The 17,053-nt window shown below is 69.9% G+C and carries 15 protein-coding genes; all 15 read left to right on the top strand.

The features are described 5' to 3' along the window. Positions 1-264 precede the first annotated feature (264 nt). The 15 genes from ACZ597_RS02980 (at position 265) to ACZ597_RS02910 (ending at position 16,919) form a co-directional block, all read left to right on the top strand. Complete coding sequence (locus ACZ597_RS02980; protein WP_471324090.1) at positions 265-1,887, top strand: peptide ABC transporter substrate-binding protein; 1,623 nt, start codon at positions 265-267, stop codon at positions 1,885-1,887. Positions 1,888-1,982: 95 nt separating this feature from the next. Beyond that, positions 1,983-2,930, top strand: coding sequence for an ABC transporter permease (locus tag ACZ597_RS02975; protein ID WP_405978768.1), 948 nt, complete (start codon positions 1,983-1,985; stop codon positions 2,928-2,930). Further along, on the top strand, positions 2,923-3,879 hold the full coding sequence (locus tag ACZ597_RS02970) for an ABC transporter permease (protein ID WP_471324088.1): 957 nt from the start codon (positions 2,923-2,925) through the stop codon (positions 3,877-3,879). Before ACZ597_RS02975 ends, ACZ597_RS02970 begins: the two co-directional genes overlap by 8 nt. A 14-nt stretch (positions 3,880-3,893) precedes the next feature. Continuing rightward, on the top strand, positions 3,894-4,949 hold the full coding sequence (locus tag ACZ597_RS02965) for an ABC transporter ATP-binding protein (protein WP_471324085.1): 1,056 nt from the start codon (positions 3,894-3,896) through the stop codon (positions 4,947-4,949). Further along, positions 4,942-5,988: an ABC transporter ATP-binding protein gene (locus tag ACZ597_RS02960; protein ID WP_471324082.1), complete on the top strand. Its 1,047-nt coding sequence runs from the start codon at positions 4,942-4,944 to the stop codon at positions 5,986-5,988. The genes ACZ597_RS02965 and ACZ597_RS02960 overlap by 8 nt, the downstream gene beginning before the upstream one ends. Positions 5,989-6,135: 147 nt before the next feature. After that, positions 6,136-7,080: a GNAT family N-acetyltransferase gene (locus ACZ597_RS02955; RefSeq protein WP_471324079.1), complete on the top strand. Its 945-nt coding sequence runs from the start codon at positions 6,136-6,138 to the stop codon at positions 7,078-7,080. Between the two features lie 106 nt (positions 7,081-7,186). Then, positions 7,187-8,818, top strand: a complete 1,632-nt coding sequence (locus ACZ597_RS02950; protein WP_471324077.1) for a peptide ABC transporter substrate-binding protein — start codon at positions 7,187-7,189, stop codon at positions 8,816-8,818. Positions 8,819-8,849: 31 nt separating this feature from the next. Continuing rightward, complete coding sequence (locus ACZ597_RS02945; RefSeq protein WP_471324074.1) at positions 8,850-9,773, top strand: ABC transporter permease; 924 nt, start codon at positions 8,850-8,852, stop codon at positions 9,771-9,773. Beyond that, a complete protein-coding gene (locus ACZ597_RS02940) occupies positions 9,766-10,806 on the top strand; it encodes an ABC transporter permease (protein WP_471324071.1) in 1,041 nt (346 codons plus the stop codon). Before ACZ597_RS02945 ends, ACZ597_RS02940 begins: the two co-directional genes overlap by 8 nt. A 17-nt stretch (positions 10,807-10,823) precedes the next feature. Further along, positions 10,824-11,798, top strand: a complete 975-nt coding sequence (locus ACZ597_RS02935) for an ABC transporter ATP-binding protein (protein ID WP_471325110.1) — start codon at positions 10,824-10,826, stop codon at positions 11,796-11,798. Continuing rightward, on the top strand, positions 11,791-12,852 hold the full coding sequence (locus ACZ597_RS02930) for an ABC transporter ATP-binding protein (protein ID WP_471324069.1): 1,062 nt from the start codon (positions 11,791-11,793) through the stop codon (positions 12,850-12,852). Before ACZ597_RS02935 ends, ACZ597_RS02930 begins: the two co-directional genes overlap by 8 nt. 367 nt (positions 12,853-13,219) lie before the next feature. Further along, positions 13,220-13,414 (top strand): hypothetical protein, encoded by a 195-nt coding sequence (locus tag ACZ597_RS02925; RefSeq protein WP_007266329.1) that lies wholly within the window; start codon positions 13,220-13,222, stop codon positions 13,412-13,414. A gap of 73 nt (positions 13,415-13,487) precedes the next feature. Further along, entirely contained in the window at positions 13,488-14,387 is a 900-nt protein-coding gene (gene mshB, locus ACZ597_RS02920) for an N-acetyl-1-D-myo-inositol-2-amino-2-deoxy-alpha-D-glucopyranoside deacetylase (RefSeq protein WP_471324065.1), read from the top strand. After that, the gene (locus ACZ597_RS02915; RefSeq protein WP_471324063.1) at positions 14,384-14,767 is read left to right on the top strand and encodes a DUF6113 family protein; all 384 of its coding nucleotides are present in this window, start codon (positions 14,384-14,386) and stop codon (positions 14,765-14,767) included. Before mshB ends, ACZ597_RS02915 begins: the two co-directional genes overlap by 4 nt. A 205-nt stretch (positions 14,768-14,972) precedes the next feature. Continuing rightward, the gene (locus tag ACZ597_RS02910; RefSeq protein ID WP_471324060.1) at positions 14,973-16,919 is read left to right on the top strand and encodes a hypothetical protein; all 1,947 of its coding nucleotides are present in this window, start codon (positions 14,973-14,975) and stop codon (positions 16,917-16,919) included. Positions 16,920-17,053: the final 134 nt, after the last annotated feature.

Below are 17,053 nucleotides of genomic sequence, written 5' to 3'. Positions count from 1 at the left end.
CGCACGTGTCTGTCTCCTATCCGTTTGTCCGGATTTCGGGTTTTCGCCATGCGGTGATGTTGTGAAAACGAGACCACTTAAGTGTGGTTTACGGCCTGGGAGTCCCTGAGGATTGGCTCCATTGAGCTCGGGTCAATGGGTCACACGCTGTGGGGAGCGTCGACTCACGAGCACACACGATGGGACCGGATTTCGCTGTCAGGGGTGTCAGCGGGAACCGGGTCCTTCACGAATCGACAGTGACTCCTGAGGAGGCAAATACCCATGCGCGGAGCAACGAGCGCCAAGTGGGTCGCGGGTGCCGTGATCGTGGCCATGGCCGCGACGGCCTGCAGCACCGGTAGCAACGACGCCGGTGGCAAGGGCGGCAACATCACGGTTGTGCTCGGCGAGCCGCAGCACCGCCTGATCGGTCAGGACACCGCCGAGTCCGAGGGCTCCGAGGTCATGAACGCGGTCTTCAGCGGTCTGGTCAAGTACGACACCAAGACCAACGAGCCGAAGCTCGACGTCGCCGAGTCCATCGAGAGCACGGACTCGAAGACCTGGACCATCAAGGTCAAGGACGGCTTCACCTTCCACAACGGTGAGAAGGTCGACGCGCAGTCGTTCGTCCGCGCCTGGAACTGGGGCGCCAACCAGGAGAACGTGGCCGAGGCCATGCCGTTCTTCGCCAAGATCGAGGGCTCCGACGAGCTCGCGCCGGGCAAGGACAAGAAGCCCACCGCCAAGGAGCTCAAGGGCCTCAAGGTCGTTGACGAGAAGACCTTCACCGTCACGCTGAAGGAGCCCTTCTCCCAGTTCAAGACCATGCTGGGCTACAACGCCTTCTTCCCGCTGCCGAAGGCCTTCGAGACCATGGACTCGAAGAAGTTCGGCGAGAACCCGATCGGCAACGGCCCCTTCCAGATGGACGGCGCCTGGGAGCACAACAAGCAGATCAAGGTCAAGCGCTTCGACAAGTACCCGGCCGAGGGCCGTGCGAAGCTCGCGGGCGTCACCTTCAAGATCTACGACAACATGGACACGGCGTACAACGACCTGCGCGCCGACAACATCCAGATCGTCGACAAGCTCCCGATCTCGGCGATGGCCACCGTCTCCCAGGAGTTCGGCGACCGCTACATCTACAAGCCCGAGTCGGCCGTCGGCTACATCGGCCTCCCGCTGGAGACGAACCCCGAGGCGTTCGGCAAGCTGGAGATCCGACAGGCCATCTCCATGGCCATCGACCGGGACACGCTGACGAAGACCATCTTCAACGGCACCCGCAAGCCGGCCGACGACTTCATCAGCCCCATCATCCCGGGCTACCGCAAGGGCGCGCTGGGCGAGTTCGGCCAGTACAACCCGACCAAGGCCAAGGAGCTCTTCGAGAAGGCCGGCGGGGTCCCCGGCAACAAGATCGAGCTCGGCTACAACGCCGACGGCGGCCACAAGGAGTGGATCGAGGCCGTCGCCAACCAGCTGAAGGCGAACCTCGGCATCGAGGTCACCGCCAAGCCCTACGCCAAGTTCGGTGACATGCTGGACGACCTCGGTGCGGCGAAGTACAAGGGCGCCTTCCGCATGGCGTGGTCGATGGACTACCCGGCGGCGGAGAACTACCTGCGCCCGGTCTTCTCGAAGGTCGCGATCGAGCAGGGCTCCAACTACGGCCACTACCGCAACGACGAGTTCGAGAAGGTCATGTCGGAGGCCGACAAGGCCACCGACGCGGCCGAGGGCCTGAAGCTGTACCAGAAGGCCGATGACATCATCATCCGCGACCTTCCGTACATCCCGGTGTTCACGTACATGTCCTCCGCGGCCTACTCCAAGTCCGTGAAGAACGTCGAGGTCGACGCCCAGGGCCAGATGGACCTGGCGAACGTCGAGCGCAACTAACACCCCTCGTCACTTAGGGGAGTTCCGGGGGGCGGGCAGACGGAATCAGGTTTCCGTCTGCCCGCCCTTTCCCCCTGTTCTTTGCTGGAGGTCTGATGGGCCGCTACCTCATCCGCCGACTCATACAGGCGATCCCTGTGCTGATCGGCGCCACGTTCCTGATCTACCTGCTCACCTTCGCGATGCCCGGCGCTGACCCGATTCAGCTCCTCGCCGGCGAGAAGAAGGCTGACCCGCTCGTCGCCGCCATGCTGCGCGAGAAGTACCACCTGGACGACCCGTTCCTGCTGCAGTACTGGAACTACATCACCGGTGTGTTCCAGGGTGACCTCGGCGAGACCCTCACCGGGCGCAAGGTCACCGACCTGATCGGCGAGGCGTTCCCGTACACGGTGAACCTCGCCATCTTCGCCTTCGTGATCGAGGCGATCGTGGGCGTCGCGGCCGGCATCATGGCCGCCCTGCGCCGCGGCAAGTTCCTCGACCAGCTGGTCCTCATCTCCACCCTGATGGTCATCTCGATCCCCGTCTTCGTGACCGGTTTCGTCCTCCAGCTGACCCTCGGCGTCCAGCTGAAGAACAGCTGGGGCATCGAGCTCTTCTCCGTCTCCTTCAACGAGAACGACGGACTCCAGGCCTACCTCCTCCCGGCCTGGGTGCTCGCCTCGACCTCGCTCGCGTACGTGGCCCGACTCACCCGTACCAGCCTGATGGAGACCATGCGCGCGGACTACGTCCGCACCGCGACCGCCAAGGGCCTGCCCCGCCGCCGCGTCGTCGTGAACCACGCGCTGCGCAACGCGCTGATCCCGATCGTCACCTTCCTCGGCGCCGACCTCGGTGCCCTCATGGGCGGTGCGGTCATCACCGAGCGCATCTTCAACATCCACGGCCTCGGCGGCCTGCTCGCCCAGTCCGTCTACCTCAAGCAGGGTGCCGTCGTCGTGGGTGGTGTGACCCTCCTGGTCCTCATCTACCTCGTCGCCAACCTCCTTGTGGACCTGCTGTACGCCGTGCTCGACCCGAGGATCCGCTATGCGTGACACGAATACGGTGGAGGACTCGATGACCGACACCCAGACGGCCGCGGCCACCTCCGGGGGCAAGCAGGCCGGCAAGGTCCAGGACAAGAAGAAGGACCGCGAGGCCAGCCTCTGGTCCGACGCGATCGACGACCTGCGCCGCAACCCGATCTTCATCATCGGTGCAGTGCTCGTGGTGTTCCTGCTGATCGTCGCCGCCGTGCCGCAGCTGTTCACCGACGGCAGCCCGTTCGACGCCGGCGCCTGCAAGCTGGAGGACTCGCTCAAGACCCCGAGCGCGGCCCACTGGTTCGGCTACGACATCCAGGGCTGCGACGTCTACACGCGTACCGTGTGGGCCGCCCGCAACTCCGTGATCGTCGGCGTCGTCACCACCACGCTCGTCCTGCTCGTCGGCGGCGCCCTCGGCCTGATCGCCGGCTGGGTCGGCGGCTTCGTGGACAGCATCCTGTCCCGCTTCACCGAGATCTTCTTCGCCATCCCGCTGCTGCTCGGCGGCATGCTGATCATGTCCGCCATGCCCGGCAACGCCTGGACCGTCTCGCTGGTCCTCGCGGTCCTCGGCTGGCCGCAGATCTTCCGCATCATGCGGTCCTCGGTGCTGCAGAACAAGAACAACGACTACGTCGTGGCCGCCCGCGCCCTGGGCGCCGGGACGATGCGCATCACGATCCGCCACATCCTGCCGAACGCCGTCGCCCCGGTCATCGTGGTCGGCGCGATCAGCCTCGGTGTGTACATCTCCGCCGAGGCGGCCCTGTCGTACCTCGGCATCGGTGTCCAGCCCCCGGAGATCTCCTGGGGCCTGATGGTCAGCGACGCCTCGGCCCGCTGGCTCCAGGCACCGCACGTGCTGCTGTTCCCGTCCATCGCGCTGAGCGTCACCGTGCTCGCGTTCATCATGGTCGGCGACGCGGTACGCGACGCCCTCGACCCGAAGCTGCGCTGAGGAAGGGCGTAACGTTGACCACCATCGACAAGACCTCGAACGTCCCCGCGCCCCGCTCGGCGCCGGAGGGCACCCCCCTGCTCGAAGTGCGCGACCTGCACGTCGAGTTCCACACCCGCGACGGTGTGGCCAAGGCCGTGAACGGCGTCTCGTACTCGGTGGACGCCGGCGAGACCCTCGCCGTCCTCGGCGAGTCCGGCTCCGGCAAGTCCGTGACGGCGCAGGCCATCATGGGCATCCTCGACATGCCGCCCGGCAAGATCCCGTCCGGCGAGATCCTCTTCCAGGGCCAGGACCTGCTGAAGCTCCCGGCCGAGGAGTACCGCAAGATCCGCGGTTCGAAGATCGCCATGATCTTCCAGGACGCCCTGTCCTCGCTGAACCCGGTGCACACCGTCGGCGCCCAGCTCGGCGAGATGTTCCGCGTCCACCGCGGCATGTCCAAGAAGGACTCGCTGGCCAAGGCCGTCGAGCTCATGGACCGGGTGAAGATCCCCGCCGCCAAGGCGCGCGTGGGCGACTACCCGCACCAGTTCTCCGGCGGCATGCGCCAGCGCATCATGATCGCCATGGCGATGGCCCTGGAGCCCGACCTGATCATCGCCGACGAGCCGACCACGGCCCTCGACGTGACGGTCCAGGCCCAGGTCATGGACCTGCTCGCGGAGCTCCAGCGCGAGATGAACATGGGCCTGATCCTGATCACCCACGACCTCGGCGTCGTCGCCGACGTCGCGGACAAGATCGCCGTCATGTACGGCGGCCGGATCGTCGAGACCGCCCCGGTCCACGAGATCTACAGCCGCCCGGCACACCCGTACACCCGCGGCCTGCTCGACTCGATCCCGCGCCTGGACCAGAAGGGCCAGGAGCTCTACGCGATCAAGGGCCTGCCGCCCAACCTGCTCGCCATCCCCTCGGGCTGCGCCTTCAACCCGCGCTGCCCCAAGGCGCAGGACGTCTGCCGCACCGACGTCCCGGTCCTGCACCAGGTGACCGAGCAGGACGGCACCGCGCTCGCCGGCCGCGGCAGCGCGTGCCACTTCTGGAAGGAGCAGATCCATGGCTGACCTCACCAAGCCCAAGGGTGAGCCGATCCTTCAGGTGCGCAACCTGGTCAAGCACTTCCCGCTGACCCAGGGCATCCTGTTCAAGAAGCAGATCGGCGCGGTCAAGGCCGTGGACGGGATCTCCTTCGACCTCTACCAGGGCGAGACCCTCGGCATCGTCGGCGAGTCCGGCTGTGGCAAGTCCACCGTCGCCAAGCTCCTCATGAGCCTGGAGAAGGCCACCGCCGGCGAGGTCTTCTACAAGGGCCAGGACATCACCAAGCTGTCCGGCGCGGCCCTCAAGGCCGTCCGCCGCAACATCCAGATGGTGTTCCAGGACCCGTACACCTCGCTGAACCCGCGCATGACGGTCGGCGACATCATCGGCGAGCCGTACGAGATCCACCCCGAGGTGGCCCCGAAGGGCGACCGGCGCCGCAAGGTCCAGGAGCTCCTGGACGTCGTGGGCCTGAACCCGGAGTACATCAACCGGTACCCGCACCAGTTCTCCGGCGGCCAGCGCCAGCGCATCGGCATCGCCCGCGGCCTCGCGCTGAACCCGGAGATCATCATCTGCGACGAGCCGGTCTCCGCGCTCGACGTGTCGGTGCAGGCGCAGGTCATCAACCTGATGGAGAAGCTCCAGGACGAGTTCAACCTGTCCTACGTCTTCATCGCGCACGACCTCTCCATCGTCCGGCACATCTCGGACCGCGTGGGCGTCATGTACCTGGGCAAGATGGCCGAGATCGGTACCGACGCCGAGATCTACGACCACCCCACCCACCCGTACACCCAGGCCCTGCTGTCCGCCGTGCCGGTGCCGGACCCGGAGGCCCGTGAGGGCCGCGACCGGATCATCCTCACCGGTGACGTCCCCTCCCCGGCCAACCCGCCGTCGGGCTGCCGCTTCCGCACCCGCTGCTGGAAGGCCGAGGAGAAGTGCTCCACGGAGGAGCCGCTGCTGGCGATCCCGACGCGCTTCCAGGGCTCCGACAGCCCGGCCGCGCACGAGTCGGCCTGCCACTTCGCGGAGGAGAAGGCCGTCCTGGCCGGCTGACCTCCCCGTACGGCGTACGCGTCCCAGGGCGCCCGGGACCGGAGCACCAGCTCCGGCCCCGGGCGCCCTCCGCGTTCCCCGCCCGTCCCGGCCCCGGAGGTCCAAAGTCCGTTGCGGCCGCCCCCCGAGGCCGCCGACAGTGGACGGATGACCACCGAGACGCTGACCGTCCGCCCGGCCGGGCCCGGGGACGCCCGGGACATCTGCGCACTGCTCAACGCCGTCGACGTCATCGAGATCGGCAGACCCGAGACCGACCTGGGCACCGTCGAGGCCGACCTCAACCACCCCGACGTGGACCTCGCCGCCGACTCCTGGCTCGCCTTCCAGGACGGCCGGCTCGTCGCCTACGCCCTCGTGTGGGCCGACTCCGGACCCGGCCGCATCGACGGCGACCACTACGTCCTGCCCGGCCACGGCCGGGCCGCCCTGGCGCTGCTGCGGCGGGTGGAGGACCGGGCCCGCGAGATGGCGGCCGGCACCGGTACCGACGCCCGGCTCCGCATCCAGCTCAACGTCCGGCCCACCCTCGACCTCACCCTCCTCACCGGCCGCGGCTACCGCAGCGTCCGCCGCTACCAGGTGATGACCCGCCGCCTCTCTCCCGCCGCCGACCTGCCCCCCGCCCCGCCCGAGGGCCTGGTCCTGCGCGACTGCGCCGCCGACGAGGCCGACCGGCGGCGCGCCCACGCCCTGGTGGAGGAGACCTTCGCCGCCCACTTCGGGCACGCGCACCGCCCGTACGAGGCCTGGCTCGACCACATCGACGGCCGCGGCCTCGACTGGTCGCTCGTATGGATCGCGAGCCTGCCCGGCAAGGGCGACGCGGCCGTCCTCGTCACCCGCGACGACCGCACCAGCATGGGCTGGATCAGCCACCTCGGCGTACGCGAGGACCTGCGCGGCCGGGGCATCGGCGCCCACCTGCTGCGGCACGCCTTCGCCGGCTACGCCGCACGCGGCCGCGACACCCTGGGCCTCGGCGTGGACACCCTCAACGAGAGCGGCGCCCTCGCCCTGTACGAGGCGCACGGCATGGCCCTGCACTACGCCGTCGACACCTGGGAGCTCATGTTGCACCCCCAGGGGTGACAGGCGGGGGACGCGAGGGTGCAATCGGGCCAACCGAGAGTGCGCGAGCACCCACATGCGGTGACATTGCCCCTAAGTGAGTCTCGGTACCCCTAGGAGGCAGTCCATGCGCGGAGCCACCCACGCCAAGTGGGCCGCATGTGCGGTGGCCGTCGCCCTCGCGGCGACGGCCTGCGGCGGCGGGAGCGACAGCGGCGGGGGCGGCGGCGCGGCCGGGATCGTCAGCTCCTCCTGGGGTGACCCGCAGAACCCGCTGGAGCCCGCCAACACCAACGAGGTGCAGGGCGGCAAGGTACTCGACATGCTCTTCCGGGGCCTCAAGCGCTACGACGCGAAGACCGGCGAGGCCAGGAACATGGTCGCCGAGAAGATCGAGACCACCGACAGCCAGAACTTCACCATCACCCTGAAGGACGGCTGGAAGTTCAGCAACGACGAGCCCGTGACCGCGCAGTCCTTCGTCGACGCCTGGAACTACGCGGCGGACGTGCGCAACAAGCAGAACAACGCGCCCTTCTTCGCCGACATCGTCGGCTACGCCGACCTCCACCCCGCCTCCGGGGACCCCAAGGCCAAGACCATGTCCGGACTGGTCGTCAAGGACCCGAAGACCTTCACCGTCGCCCTGAAGTCGAAGTTCTCCACCTGGCCCGAGACCCTCGGCTACCAGGCCTTCGCCCCCCTGCCCAAGGCCTTCTTCACCGACCACTCCGCCTGGCTCGACAAGCCCGTCGGCAACGGCCCGTACACGGTGGACTCGTACACCAAGGGCACCGGCATGAAGCTGCGCAAGTGGGACGGCTACCCCGGCGAGGACAAGGCGCAGAACGGCGGTGTCGACCTCAAGGTCTACACCGACAACAACACCGCCTACACGGACCTGATCTCCGGCAACCTCGACCTCGTCGACGACGTCCCCGCCCAGCAGCTGAAGAACGTCAAGAACGACCTCGGCGACCGCTACATCAACCAGCCGGCCCTCATCATCCAGACCCTCACCTTCCCGCTGTACGACCCCCAGTGGGGCAAGGAGGGCATGGAGAAGGTCCGCCGCGGCATCTCGATGGCCATCAACCGCGACGAGATCACCCAGCAGATCTTCCGCGAGACCCGCACCCCCGCCAAGGACTGGACCTCCCCGGCCCTCGGCGACAAGGGCGGCTTCAAGTCCACCCTCTGCGGCGACGCCTGCAAGTACGACCCCGCCGAGGCCAAGAAGCTCATCCAGGACGGCGGCGGACTGCCCGGCGGCAAGATGACCCTCACCTCGAACGTGGACACCGGCTCGCACCGCGACTGGATGGACGCCGTCTGCAACAGCGTCAACAACGCCCTCGGCGAGGGCCCCGTCTGCACGGTCAACCCGGTCGGCACCTTCGCCGACTTCCGCAACCAGCAGAGCGCCTACAAGCTCACCGGCCCCTTCCGCTCCGGCTGGCAGGCCGACTACCCGCTGATCCAGAACTTCCTCCAGCCGCTGTACTACACCGGAGCCTCCTCCAACTACGGCAAGTTCAGCAGCCCGGACTTCGACAAACTCGTCGACCAGGCCAACCAGGAGACCGACGCCGCCAAGGCCACCGGCTTCTTCCAGGACGCGGAGAAGATCCTCGCCGAGCAGATGCCGGCCATCCCCCTCTGGTACCAGAACGGCAGCGCCGGCCACTCCGAACGGATCTCCGACGTCGCCCTGAACCAGTTCAGCGTCCCGGTCTACAACGAGATCAAGGTCAGCTGACCCCTCCGACGGATCGATCCTGGAGCAGTCCATGGGACGTTACGTGATCCGGCGGCTGCTCCAGATGATCCCCGTGTTCATCGGCAGCACCTTCCTGATCTTCATCATGGTCTACGCGCTCGGCGACCCGGTCGCGGCCCTCTTCGGCGACAAGGCCCCCGACCCCGCCACGGCCGCCCGGATCCGCAAGGACCTGTACCTCGACCGCCCGCTGTGGGAGCAGTACGTCCACTACATGGGGCAGATCTTCAAGGGAGACTTCGGCACGGCCTTCAACGGCCAGCCGGTCACCGAGCTGATGGCCACGGCCTTCCCCGTCACCCTGCGCCTGACCCTGGTCGCCATCGTCATCGAGATCCTCGTCGGCATCACCCTCGGCGTGGTCAGCGGACTGCGCCGGGGCAAGGCGATCGACACCAGCCTGCTCGTCCTCACCCTCGTCGTCATCTCGGTGCCCACCTTCGTCACCGGCTACCTGCTCCAGTTCGTCTTCGGCGTCAAATGGGGCTGGGTACGCCCCACCGTCTCCCCGGACGCCCCCTTCGACGAGCTGATCCTGCCCGGCATCGTCCTGGCCCTGGTCTCCCTCGCGTACGTCACCCGGCTCTCGCGGACCTCCATCGCGGAGAACGTCAAGGCCGACTACGTCCGCACCGCCGTCGCCAAGGGCCTGCCGCGCCGCCGGGTCATCACCCGCCACCTGCTGCGCAACTCCCTGATCCCGGTGGTCACCTTCATCGGCACCGACATCGGCGCCCTCATGGGCGGCGCCATCGTCACCGAGCGGATCTTCAACATCCACGGCGTCGGCTACCAGCTCTACCAGGGCATCCTGCGCAACAACTCGCCCACGGTGGTCGGCTTCGTCACCATCCTCGTCATCGTCTTCCTGGTGGCGAACCTGCTCGTCGACCTGCTCTACGCGGTCCTGGACCCGAGGATCCGTTATGCCTGAGCCCGAGCACACCGAAGGCCCCGGCGGCCCCGGAGGCTACGACCCGGTGGGCCCCCGCCCCGGCGAGGCGATGTCACCCACCGGCCAGGGCGGGGCCATGGACCTGGCCCTCCAGGAGGCCGAGAGCGTGGAAGGCGCCGCCGTCGCCCAGGAGTCCGGCCCCGCCGGCCCCGCCGGACCCCGGGAGAAGGCCCGCTCCCTGTGGTCCGACGCCTGGCACCAGCTGCGCCGCAACCCCGTCTTCATCGTCTCGGCGCTGCTCATCCTCTTCCTCGTCACCATCTCCGTCTGGCCCCAGCTCATCGCGAGCGGCGACCCCCTCCAGTGCGACCTGTCCAAATCGCAGCAGGGCTCCGCCCCCGGACACCCCTTCGGGTACGACACCCAGGGCTGCGACGTCTACACCCGCACCGTCTACGGCGCCCGCGCCTCCATCACCGTCGGCGTCTGCGCGACCGTCGGCGCCGCCCTGCTGGGCTCCGTACTCGGCGGGCTCGCGGGCTTCTTCGGCGGCTGGGGAGACTCCCTGCTCTCCCGCGTCGCCGACATCTTCTTCGGGATCCCCGTCGTCCTCGGCGGCCTGGTCTTCCTGTCCGTGGTCACCAGCACCACCGTGTGGCCCGTCGTCGGCTTCATCGTGCTGCTCGGCTGGCCGCAGCTCGCCCGCATCGCCCGCGGCTCGGTGATCACCGCCAAGCAGAACGACTACGTCCAGGCCGCCAGGGCCCTCGGCGCCGGCAACGGGCGCATGCTGCTGCGCCACGTCGCCCCCAACGCCGTCGCCCCCGTCATCGTCGTCGCCACCATCGCGCTGGGCACCTACATCGCCCTCGAAGCCACCCTGTCCTTCCTCGGCGTGGGCCTGCGCCCGCCCACGGTCTCCTGGGGCATCGACATCTCCAACGCCGCCACCCAGATCCGCAACGCCCCCCACATGCTGCTCTGGCCGGCGGGCGCCCTGAGCCTGACCGTGCTCGCCTTCATCATGCTCGGCGACGCGGTGCGCGACGCCCTCGACCCCAAGCTGCGCTGAGGAGTGTGAGCCGCCAGATGCTGCTCGAAGTCCGGGACCTGCACGTCGAGTTCACCACCCGCGACGGAGTCGCCAAGGCCGTCAACGGCGTGAACTACTCGGTGGACGAGGGCGAGACCCTCGCCGTGCTCGGCGAGTCCGGCTCCGGCAAGTCGGTGACGGCCCAGGCCGTGATGGGGATCCTCGACGTCCCGCCCGGCCGGATCGCCGGCGGCGAGATCCTCTTCAAGGGCAAGGACCTCCTGAAGACGAAGGAGGAGGAGCGCAGGAAGATCCGCGGCGCCGAGATGGCGATGATCTTCCAGGACGCCCTGTCCTCCCTCAACCCCGTCCTCAGCGTCGGCGCCCAGCTCGGCGAGATGTTCGAGGTCCACCGCGGGACCTCCCGCAAGGACGCCCGGGCCAAGGCCGTGGAGCTGATGGACCGGGTGAAGATCCCCGCCGCGAAACAGCGCGTGGGGGACTACCCGCACCAGTTCTCCGGCGGCATGCGCCAGCGCATCATGATCGCGATGGCGCTGGCCCTGGAACCCTCCCTGATCATCGCCGACGAGCCCACCACCGCCCTCGACGTCACCGTCCAGGCCCAGGTCATGGACCTGCTCGCCGAGCTCCAGCGCGAACTCAACATGGGCCTCATCCTGATCACCCACGACCTCGGCGTCGTCGCCGACGTCGCCGACAAGATCGCCGTCATGTACGCGGGCCGGATCGTCGAGTCCGCCCCCGTCCGCGAGATCTACAAGGCACCCGCCCACCCGTACACCCGGGGCCTGCTCGACTCGATCCCGCGGCTCGACCAGAAGGGCCAGGAGCTCTACGCGATCAAGGGCCTGCCGCCCAACCTGCTGGCCATCCCGCCCGGCTGCGCCTTCAACCCGCGCTGCCCGATGGCGCAGGCCGTCTGCCGGGCCGAGGTCCCGCCGCTGGCCGACGTCGCCCCGGACCGGGCCAGTGCCTGCTTCTTCTGGAAGGAGTGCCTCGGTGCCTGAGCCCATCCTGGAGGTCCGCGACCTCGTCAAGCACTACCCGCTGACCCGGGGCATCCTCTTCAAGAAGCAGGTCGGCGCGTTCAAGGCCGTCGACGGCGTCTCCTTCTCCCTGGCGCCGGGGGAGACCCTCGGCATCGTCGGCGAGTCCGGCTGCGGGAAGTCCACCGTCGCCCGGATGCTGGTCAACCTCGAACGCCCCACCGCCGGCGCGATCTCGTACAAGGGCGAGGACATCACCAAGCTTTCCGGGCGGGCCCTGAAGGCGGTGCGCCGCAACATCCAGATGGTGTTCCAGGACCCGTACACCTCGCTGAACCCGCGCATGACGGTCGGCGACATCATCGGCGAGCCGTACGAGATCCACCCCGAGGTGGCCCCGAAGGGCGACCGGCGCCGCAAGGTCCAGGAGCTCCTGGACGTGGTCGGCCTGAACCCGGAGTACATCAACCGGTACCCGCACCAGTTCTCCGGCGGCCAGCGCCAGCGCATCGGCATCGCCCGCGGCCTCGCCCTCCAGCCGGAGGTCATCGTCGCGGACGAGCCGGTCTCCGCGCTCGACGTCTCCGTCCAGGCCCAGGTGGTCAACCTCCTGGAGCGGCTCCAGGACGACTTCGGTCTCTCGTACGTGTTCATCGCGCACGACCTCTCCATCGTCCGGCACATCTCCGACCGGGTCGGGGTCATGTACCTGGGCCGCGTCGTCGAGATCGGCACCGACGCCCAGATCTACGACCACCCCACCCACCCCTACACCCAGGCCCTGCTGTCCGCCGTGCCCGTACCCGACCCCGGGGCCCGCGCCCACCGGGAGCGGATCATCCTCACCGGCGACGTACCCTCCCCGGCCGACCCGCCGTCGGGCTGCCCCTTCCGCACCCGCTGCTGGAAGGCCGAATCCCGCTGTGCGACGGAGGTCCCCCTGCTGGCCGTCCCCTCGGCCCTCCCGCCCGGCCCGGCGGCCCACCCCTCGGCCTGCCACTTCGCGGCGGAGAAACGGGTGGTCCCGCCGCCGGGAGAACTCCCGCCCCCACCGGCCCCCCTGACGAAGGAGTAGCGGGCACTTTCGGACGCCCGGGTGAGCGATCATTTCCAGCCACCCCGCGCATGGATGACCGGTCGGGTCGGCTTTGACCCAACACGCTTAACACAGGGGCAACTTGACCGTTTCTGCCCCGAGATCTGGGGCATGCAGTCTGGGCCGTGTGCGGCCGTGCGGGTGCCGACAGCCGGCCGGGAGGGCGTACAGCCCTCCCGGCCGGCCTTCGTGTGCCCCCGGCCGTGCGCGGCATGCGCCCCCCGTGCTGCCGGAATTCGATCGATGCGCTGGTACGGATAGTTATGATCCGTAGCGCACGGTGGGTATGGATTCGCCGAGCACGAGTACGCATACCGATGTCCGCTCGACGTGGAGGTGAAACGCCGTGGCACTCTCGATCTCGGCCGTGGTGCTGCTGGCGATCGTCGTCTTCCTTCTGGTCCGGAAGTCGGGTCTGAAGGCGGGGCACGCGTTCGTCTGCGTACTGCTCGGGTTCTACCTGGCGAGTTCCACGGTCGCGCCCACCCTCAGCCAGCTCACGTCCAACGTGGCGAGCATGATCAGTGGCCTCAAGCTGTAGGGGGTGTCCCGCGGGCCAGCCCGGGCTCGCGGCCTGCGAGACACCCCCACGGCGCAGCTCTTAGGGTGGACCCATGAACGGTCTTCCCGCCCGTCGGCTGCTCCTCGTGCACGCGCACCCGGACGACGAGTCGATCAACAACGGCGTCACCATGGCCAAGTACGCGGCCGAGGGCGCCCACGTCGCGCTGGTGACCTGCACCCTCGGAGAGGAGGGCGAGGTCATCCCCGCCGAGCTGGCCCACCTGGCGCCGGACCGCGACGACGCCCTCGGCCCCTTCCGGGTCGGCGAGCTCGCCGCCGCCATGAAGGAACTCGGGGTCGCCGACCACCGCTTCCTCGGCGGCGCCGGCCGCTTCCGCGACTCCGGGATGATGGGCGCCCCGCAGAACGCCCGCCCCGGCTCCTTCTGGTCGGCCGACCTCGACGAGGCCGCCGGGTACCTCGTCGAAGTGATCCGGGAGCTGCGCCCGCAGGTCCTGGTCACCTACGACCCCGACGGCGGCTACGGCCACCCCGACCACATCCAGGCCCACCGGGTCGCCACGCGCGGCGCGGAGCTGGCCGCCGATCCCGCGTTCCGCCCCGATCTCGGCGCCCCGCACGCCATCGCGAAGCTCTACTGGAACCGCGTCCCGGCCTCGGTCGTCGACGAGGGCTTCGAGCGGCTGCGCGCGGCCGGCGCGGCCTTCCCGGGCCTCGCGACCCCGGACGACGTGCCGGGCGTGGTCCCCGACGAGCGGATCACCGCCGAGATCGGCGACGAGGGCGACGCGACCGTACTGGTGGCGGCGAAGGCGGCCGCCATGCGGGCGCACGTCACCCAGATCGCCGTCGACGGCCCCTTCTTCGCCCTCTCCAACGACCTGGGCCAGCCCCTGTTCGCCCGGGAGTACTACGAGTTGGCCGCGGGCCGCTCCGGCGCCCCGGCCGGCGAGCGCGAGCGCGACCTCTTCGCGGGGGTGGAGGCGTGACCACCGCGCTGACCCCCGGGCGGATCGCCGCCCTGTTCGGCCTGCTCGTGCTCGGCGCGCTGACCGGCGCGGCCGGCTGGCTCGTGGTCGACCTGTGGTTCCCGGCCGGGCTGCTGCTCGCGCTGCTGGCCCTCCTCGGGCTGTTCCTCGCCGGCCGGCTGACGGTCGGCGGGGGCCTCGGAGTGGGCGCCCCGGCGGCCGGCTGGTTCCTGTCCTACGTCCTCCTCGGCGTCCCCCGCCCCGAAGGGGACTTCCTGCTCGGTTCCTCCGGAATCGGCATGTACGCATACCTTTTGGGGGGAAGTGCGGCCGCTGTGATCTGCGCCACGATGCGCGGTCCCGCGCAAGGGCCCGTTTCGGCCTCCAAGTCCCGCGGATGACAGGCCGCTGAACTCCCGCATCCGCCGATCGGGGACGGGTTGCGGGGGTTTGACGGACCCTCGCCCGGGGGCGCACGGAAGCAGAAGAGGAACCTGTGATTCCTGGCCGACAGTTGCGCCCGGGCGGCGGCCAGTATGGTGGACGGGCCGCCGAGCTGCCCGAGCACGGAATGACGGGCGGCGGAGCCAACCGGGAGAACCTGCCTTGAGTCGTCAAACCGACAGTTCGTCCCCCGGGCCCCAAGGGCACGGTGGAGCCGCCTACCCCTCGGGTACGCCGCCGTATGGAACCGGCCAGTATCCGTCCGTGCCACCCGGTCCCGGCGCCGCGACCGTCCCGGAGGAGAACCCTGTGACCTCGAACCCGTCCAAGCCCGACACCGACACCGACGGGCCGAAGACCGAGACCCACCTGACGACCCGGATCCGGATCAACATCCCCGGATCCCGGCCGATCCCGCCCGTGGTCGTGCGCAAGCCCGTCAAGGACGGCGCCCAGGACGCGTCCCCGGCCGCCGGGCCGGTCCCGGACACGGCCCCGCGCACCCCCGAGCGGCGCCCCGCGCCGGCACGGCCCGCGGCCTCGGCCCCCGCGCTCCCCGCGGCACAGGCCCCGGCCCCCGCGCCGGCCGCGCCCGCGCCGGCCCCCGCGCCCGCCGAGGAGCCGACCAGCAACTGGTTCGCCCCGCGCAAGGCGGCGACGCCCCCGCCGACCGCCACGCCCCCGGCCGGCGTGCCCGTGCCCCCCGCCGGTCCTGGCGCGCCCGCCGGCCCCGGCGCGGGCTACGGCTCCGGCGTGCCCGGCACCGGCGCGGGCTTCGCGCCCCCGGCCGAGCCCGGACGCCCGCAGCCCCCGGCCGCGTACGGCAGCGGAGCCGGCTTCGCACCGGCCCCCGCCGTCGGCGGACCCGGAGTCGGCGCGCCCCAGGGGTACACCGGGTACGACAACGGCCCCGTCACCGAGCCCTTCCCCGCCTTCCCGGAGCCCGCCGGGCCGACCGGCGGACCCGTGCTGGGCACCGTACCCGTCGGCGCCGAGGCGCCCCCGAGCTGGCCCGGCCCCGAGGCCTTCGACACCCCGGCCCCCGCGCCGGTGCCGTCCCCCGGCCCCGCCGCCCCGCCGCCGGGCCCGCAGCCGCCGCGCCAGACGCCGCCGCCCGCCCCCGCGGGCAAGTCCGGCAAGGCGGCCCCGGCCGGCAGGCCCGCCAAGAAGAAGGGCCGCTCCAAGCTGGTCCTGCTCGGCGGAGGCGTCGTCGTCCTCGCCGGCGTGGCCTACGGCGCCGGACTCCTGATGAACCACTCCGACGTCCCCAAGGGCACCACCGTCCTCGGCGTCGACATCAGCGGCAGCCGCGACGACGCCGTCGCCAAGCTCCAGACGGCCTTCGGCAAGCGCGCCTCCGCCCCGCTCCTGCTCAGCGTCGGCGGCAAGCAGGTCGAGCTGAAGCCCGAGAAGGCCGGCCTGACCCTCGACAGCCAGACCACCGTCCGCAACGCCACGGGCAGCGACTACAACCCCGTCACCGTCATCGGCTCCCTCTTCGGCGTCGAGCGCACGGCCACCGCCGTCATGCCGGTCGACGAGGAGAAGCTGCGGGTCTCCCTCCAGGAGCTGGCCGGCGCCGCCGGCTCGGCCTCCGAGAGCACCATCAAGTTCGACACCGGCAAGGCCGTGGCCGTGCCCGGGAAGGCGGGCGAGGGCCTCGACGTCGAAGGCTCCGTGGACAAGGTCACCAAGGCCTTCCGCGAGCTCGTCGCCAACGGCAAGTCCCCGACCGTCGAACTCCCCGTCGCCAAGAAGGAGCCCACGGTCACCCAGGTCGAACTGGACCGGGCCATGAAGGAGTTCGCCGAGCCCGCGATGTCCGGCGTGGCGACGGTCAAGGCGGGCACCAAGTCCATCCCCTTCGGCCCCAAGTCCCTGCCGAAGATCCTCAGCATGACGGCCGTGGACGGACGCCTCGTCGAGAAGTACGACCTGGAGGCCCTCAAGGCCACCTACGGGAACGCCTTCGACGGGGTCCTGATCACCCGGGGCACCGGCGCCAAGACCCCCGTCACCCCGCAGGACGTGGCGGGCGCCCTCGGCAAGGCCCTCGTCGGCAAGACCGCCGCCGAACGGACCGTCACGATCGACACCAACGCGAACTGACCGGCCCGAGGCCGCACCGCGAAGCCCCTCCCCGAACCCCGGCGAGGGGCTTCGCCGCATCCCCCGGCACCCCGCCCCACCAGGCGCGTCACCCGAAGCGCATGACATCCGTCATGCGGGAGTCACGACCCGCG

It is taken from the genome of Streptomyces sp. NPDC040718, from assembly GCF_055593565.1.
Note: the sequence above shows the minus strand (reverse complement) of the source record. Positions and strands in the feature narration are given on the sequence as shown.

Coding starts and splice junctions, on each gene's coding strand:
- ACZ597_RS02980 (WP_471324090.1), top strand. CDS start 265: ATGCGCGGAGCAACGAGCGCCAAGTGGGTCGCGGGTGCCGTGATCGTG.
- ACZ597_RS02975 (WP_405978768.1), top strand. CDS start 1,983: ATGGGCCGCTACCTCATCCGCCGACTCATACAGGCGATCCCTGTGCTG.
- ACZ597_RS02970 (WP_471324088.1), top strand. CDS start 2,923: ATGCGTGACACGAATACGGTGGAGGACTCGATGACCGACACCCAGACG.
- ACZ597_RS02960 (WP_471324082.1), top strand. CDS start 4,942: ATGGCTGACCTCACCAAGCCCAAGGGTGAGCCGATCCTTCAGGTGCGC.
- ACZ597_RS02955 (WP_471324079.1), top strand. CDS start 6,136: ATGACCACCGAGACGCTGACCGTCCGCCCGGCCGGGCCCGGGGACGCC.
- ACZ597_RS02950 (WP_471324077.1), top strand. CDS start 7,187: ATGCGCGGAGCCACCCACGCCAAGTGGGCCGCATGTGCGGTGGCCGTC.
- ACZ597_RS02945 (WP_471324074.1), top strand. CDS start 8,850: ATGGGACGTTACGTGATCCGGCGGCTGCTCCAGATGATCCCCGTGTTC.
- ACZ597_RS02940 (WP_471324071.1), top strand. CDS start 9,766: ATGCCTGAGCCCGAGCACACCGAAGGCCCCGGCGGCCCCGGAGGCTAC.
- ACZ597_RS02935 (WP_471325110.1), top strand. CDS start 10,824: ATGCTGCTCGAAGTCCGGGACCTGCACGTCGAGTTCACCACCCGCGAC.
- mshB (WP_471324065.1), top strand. CDS start 13,488: ATGAACGGTCTTCCCGCCCGTCGGCTGCTCCTCGTGCACGCGCACCCG.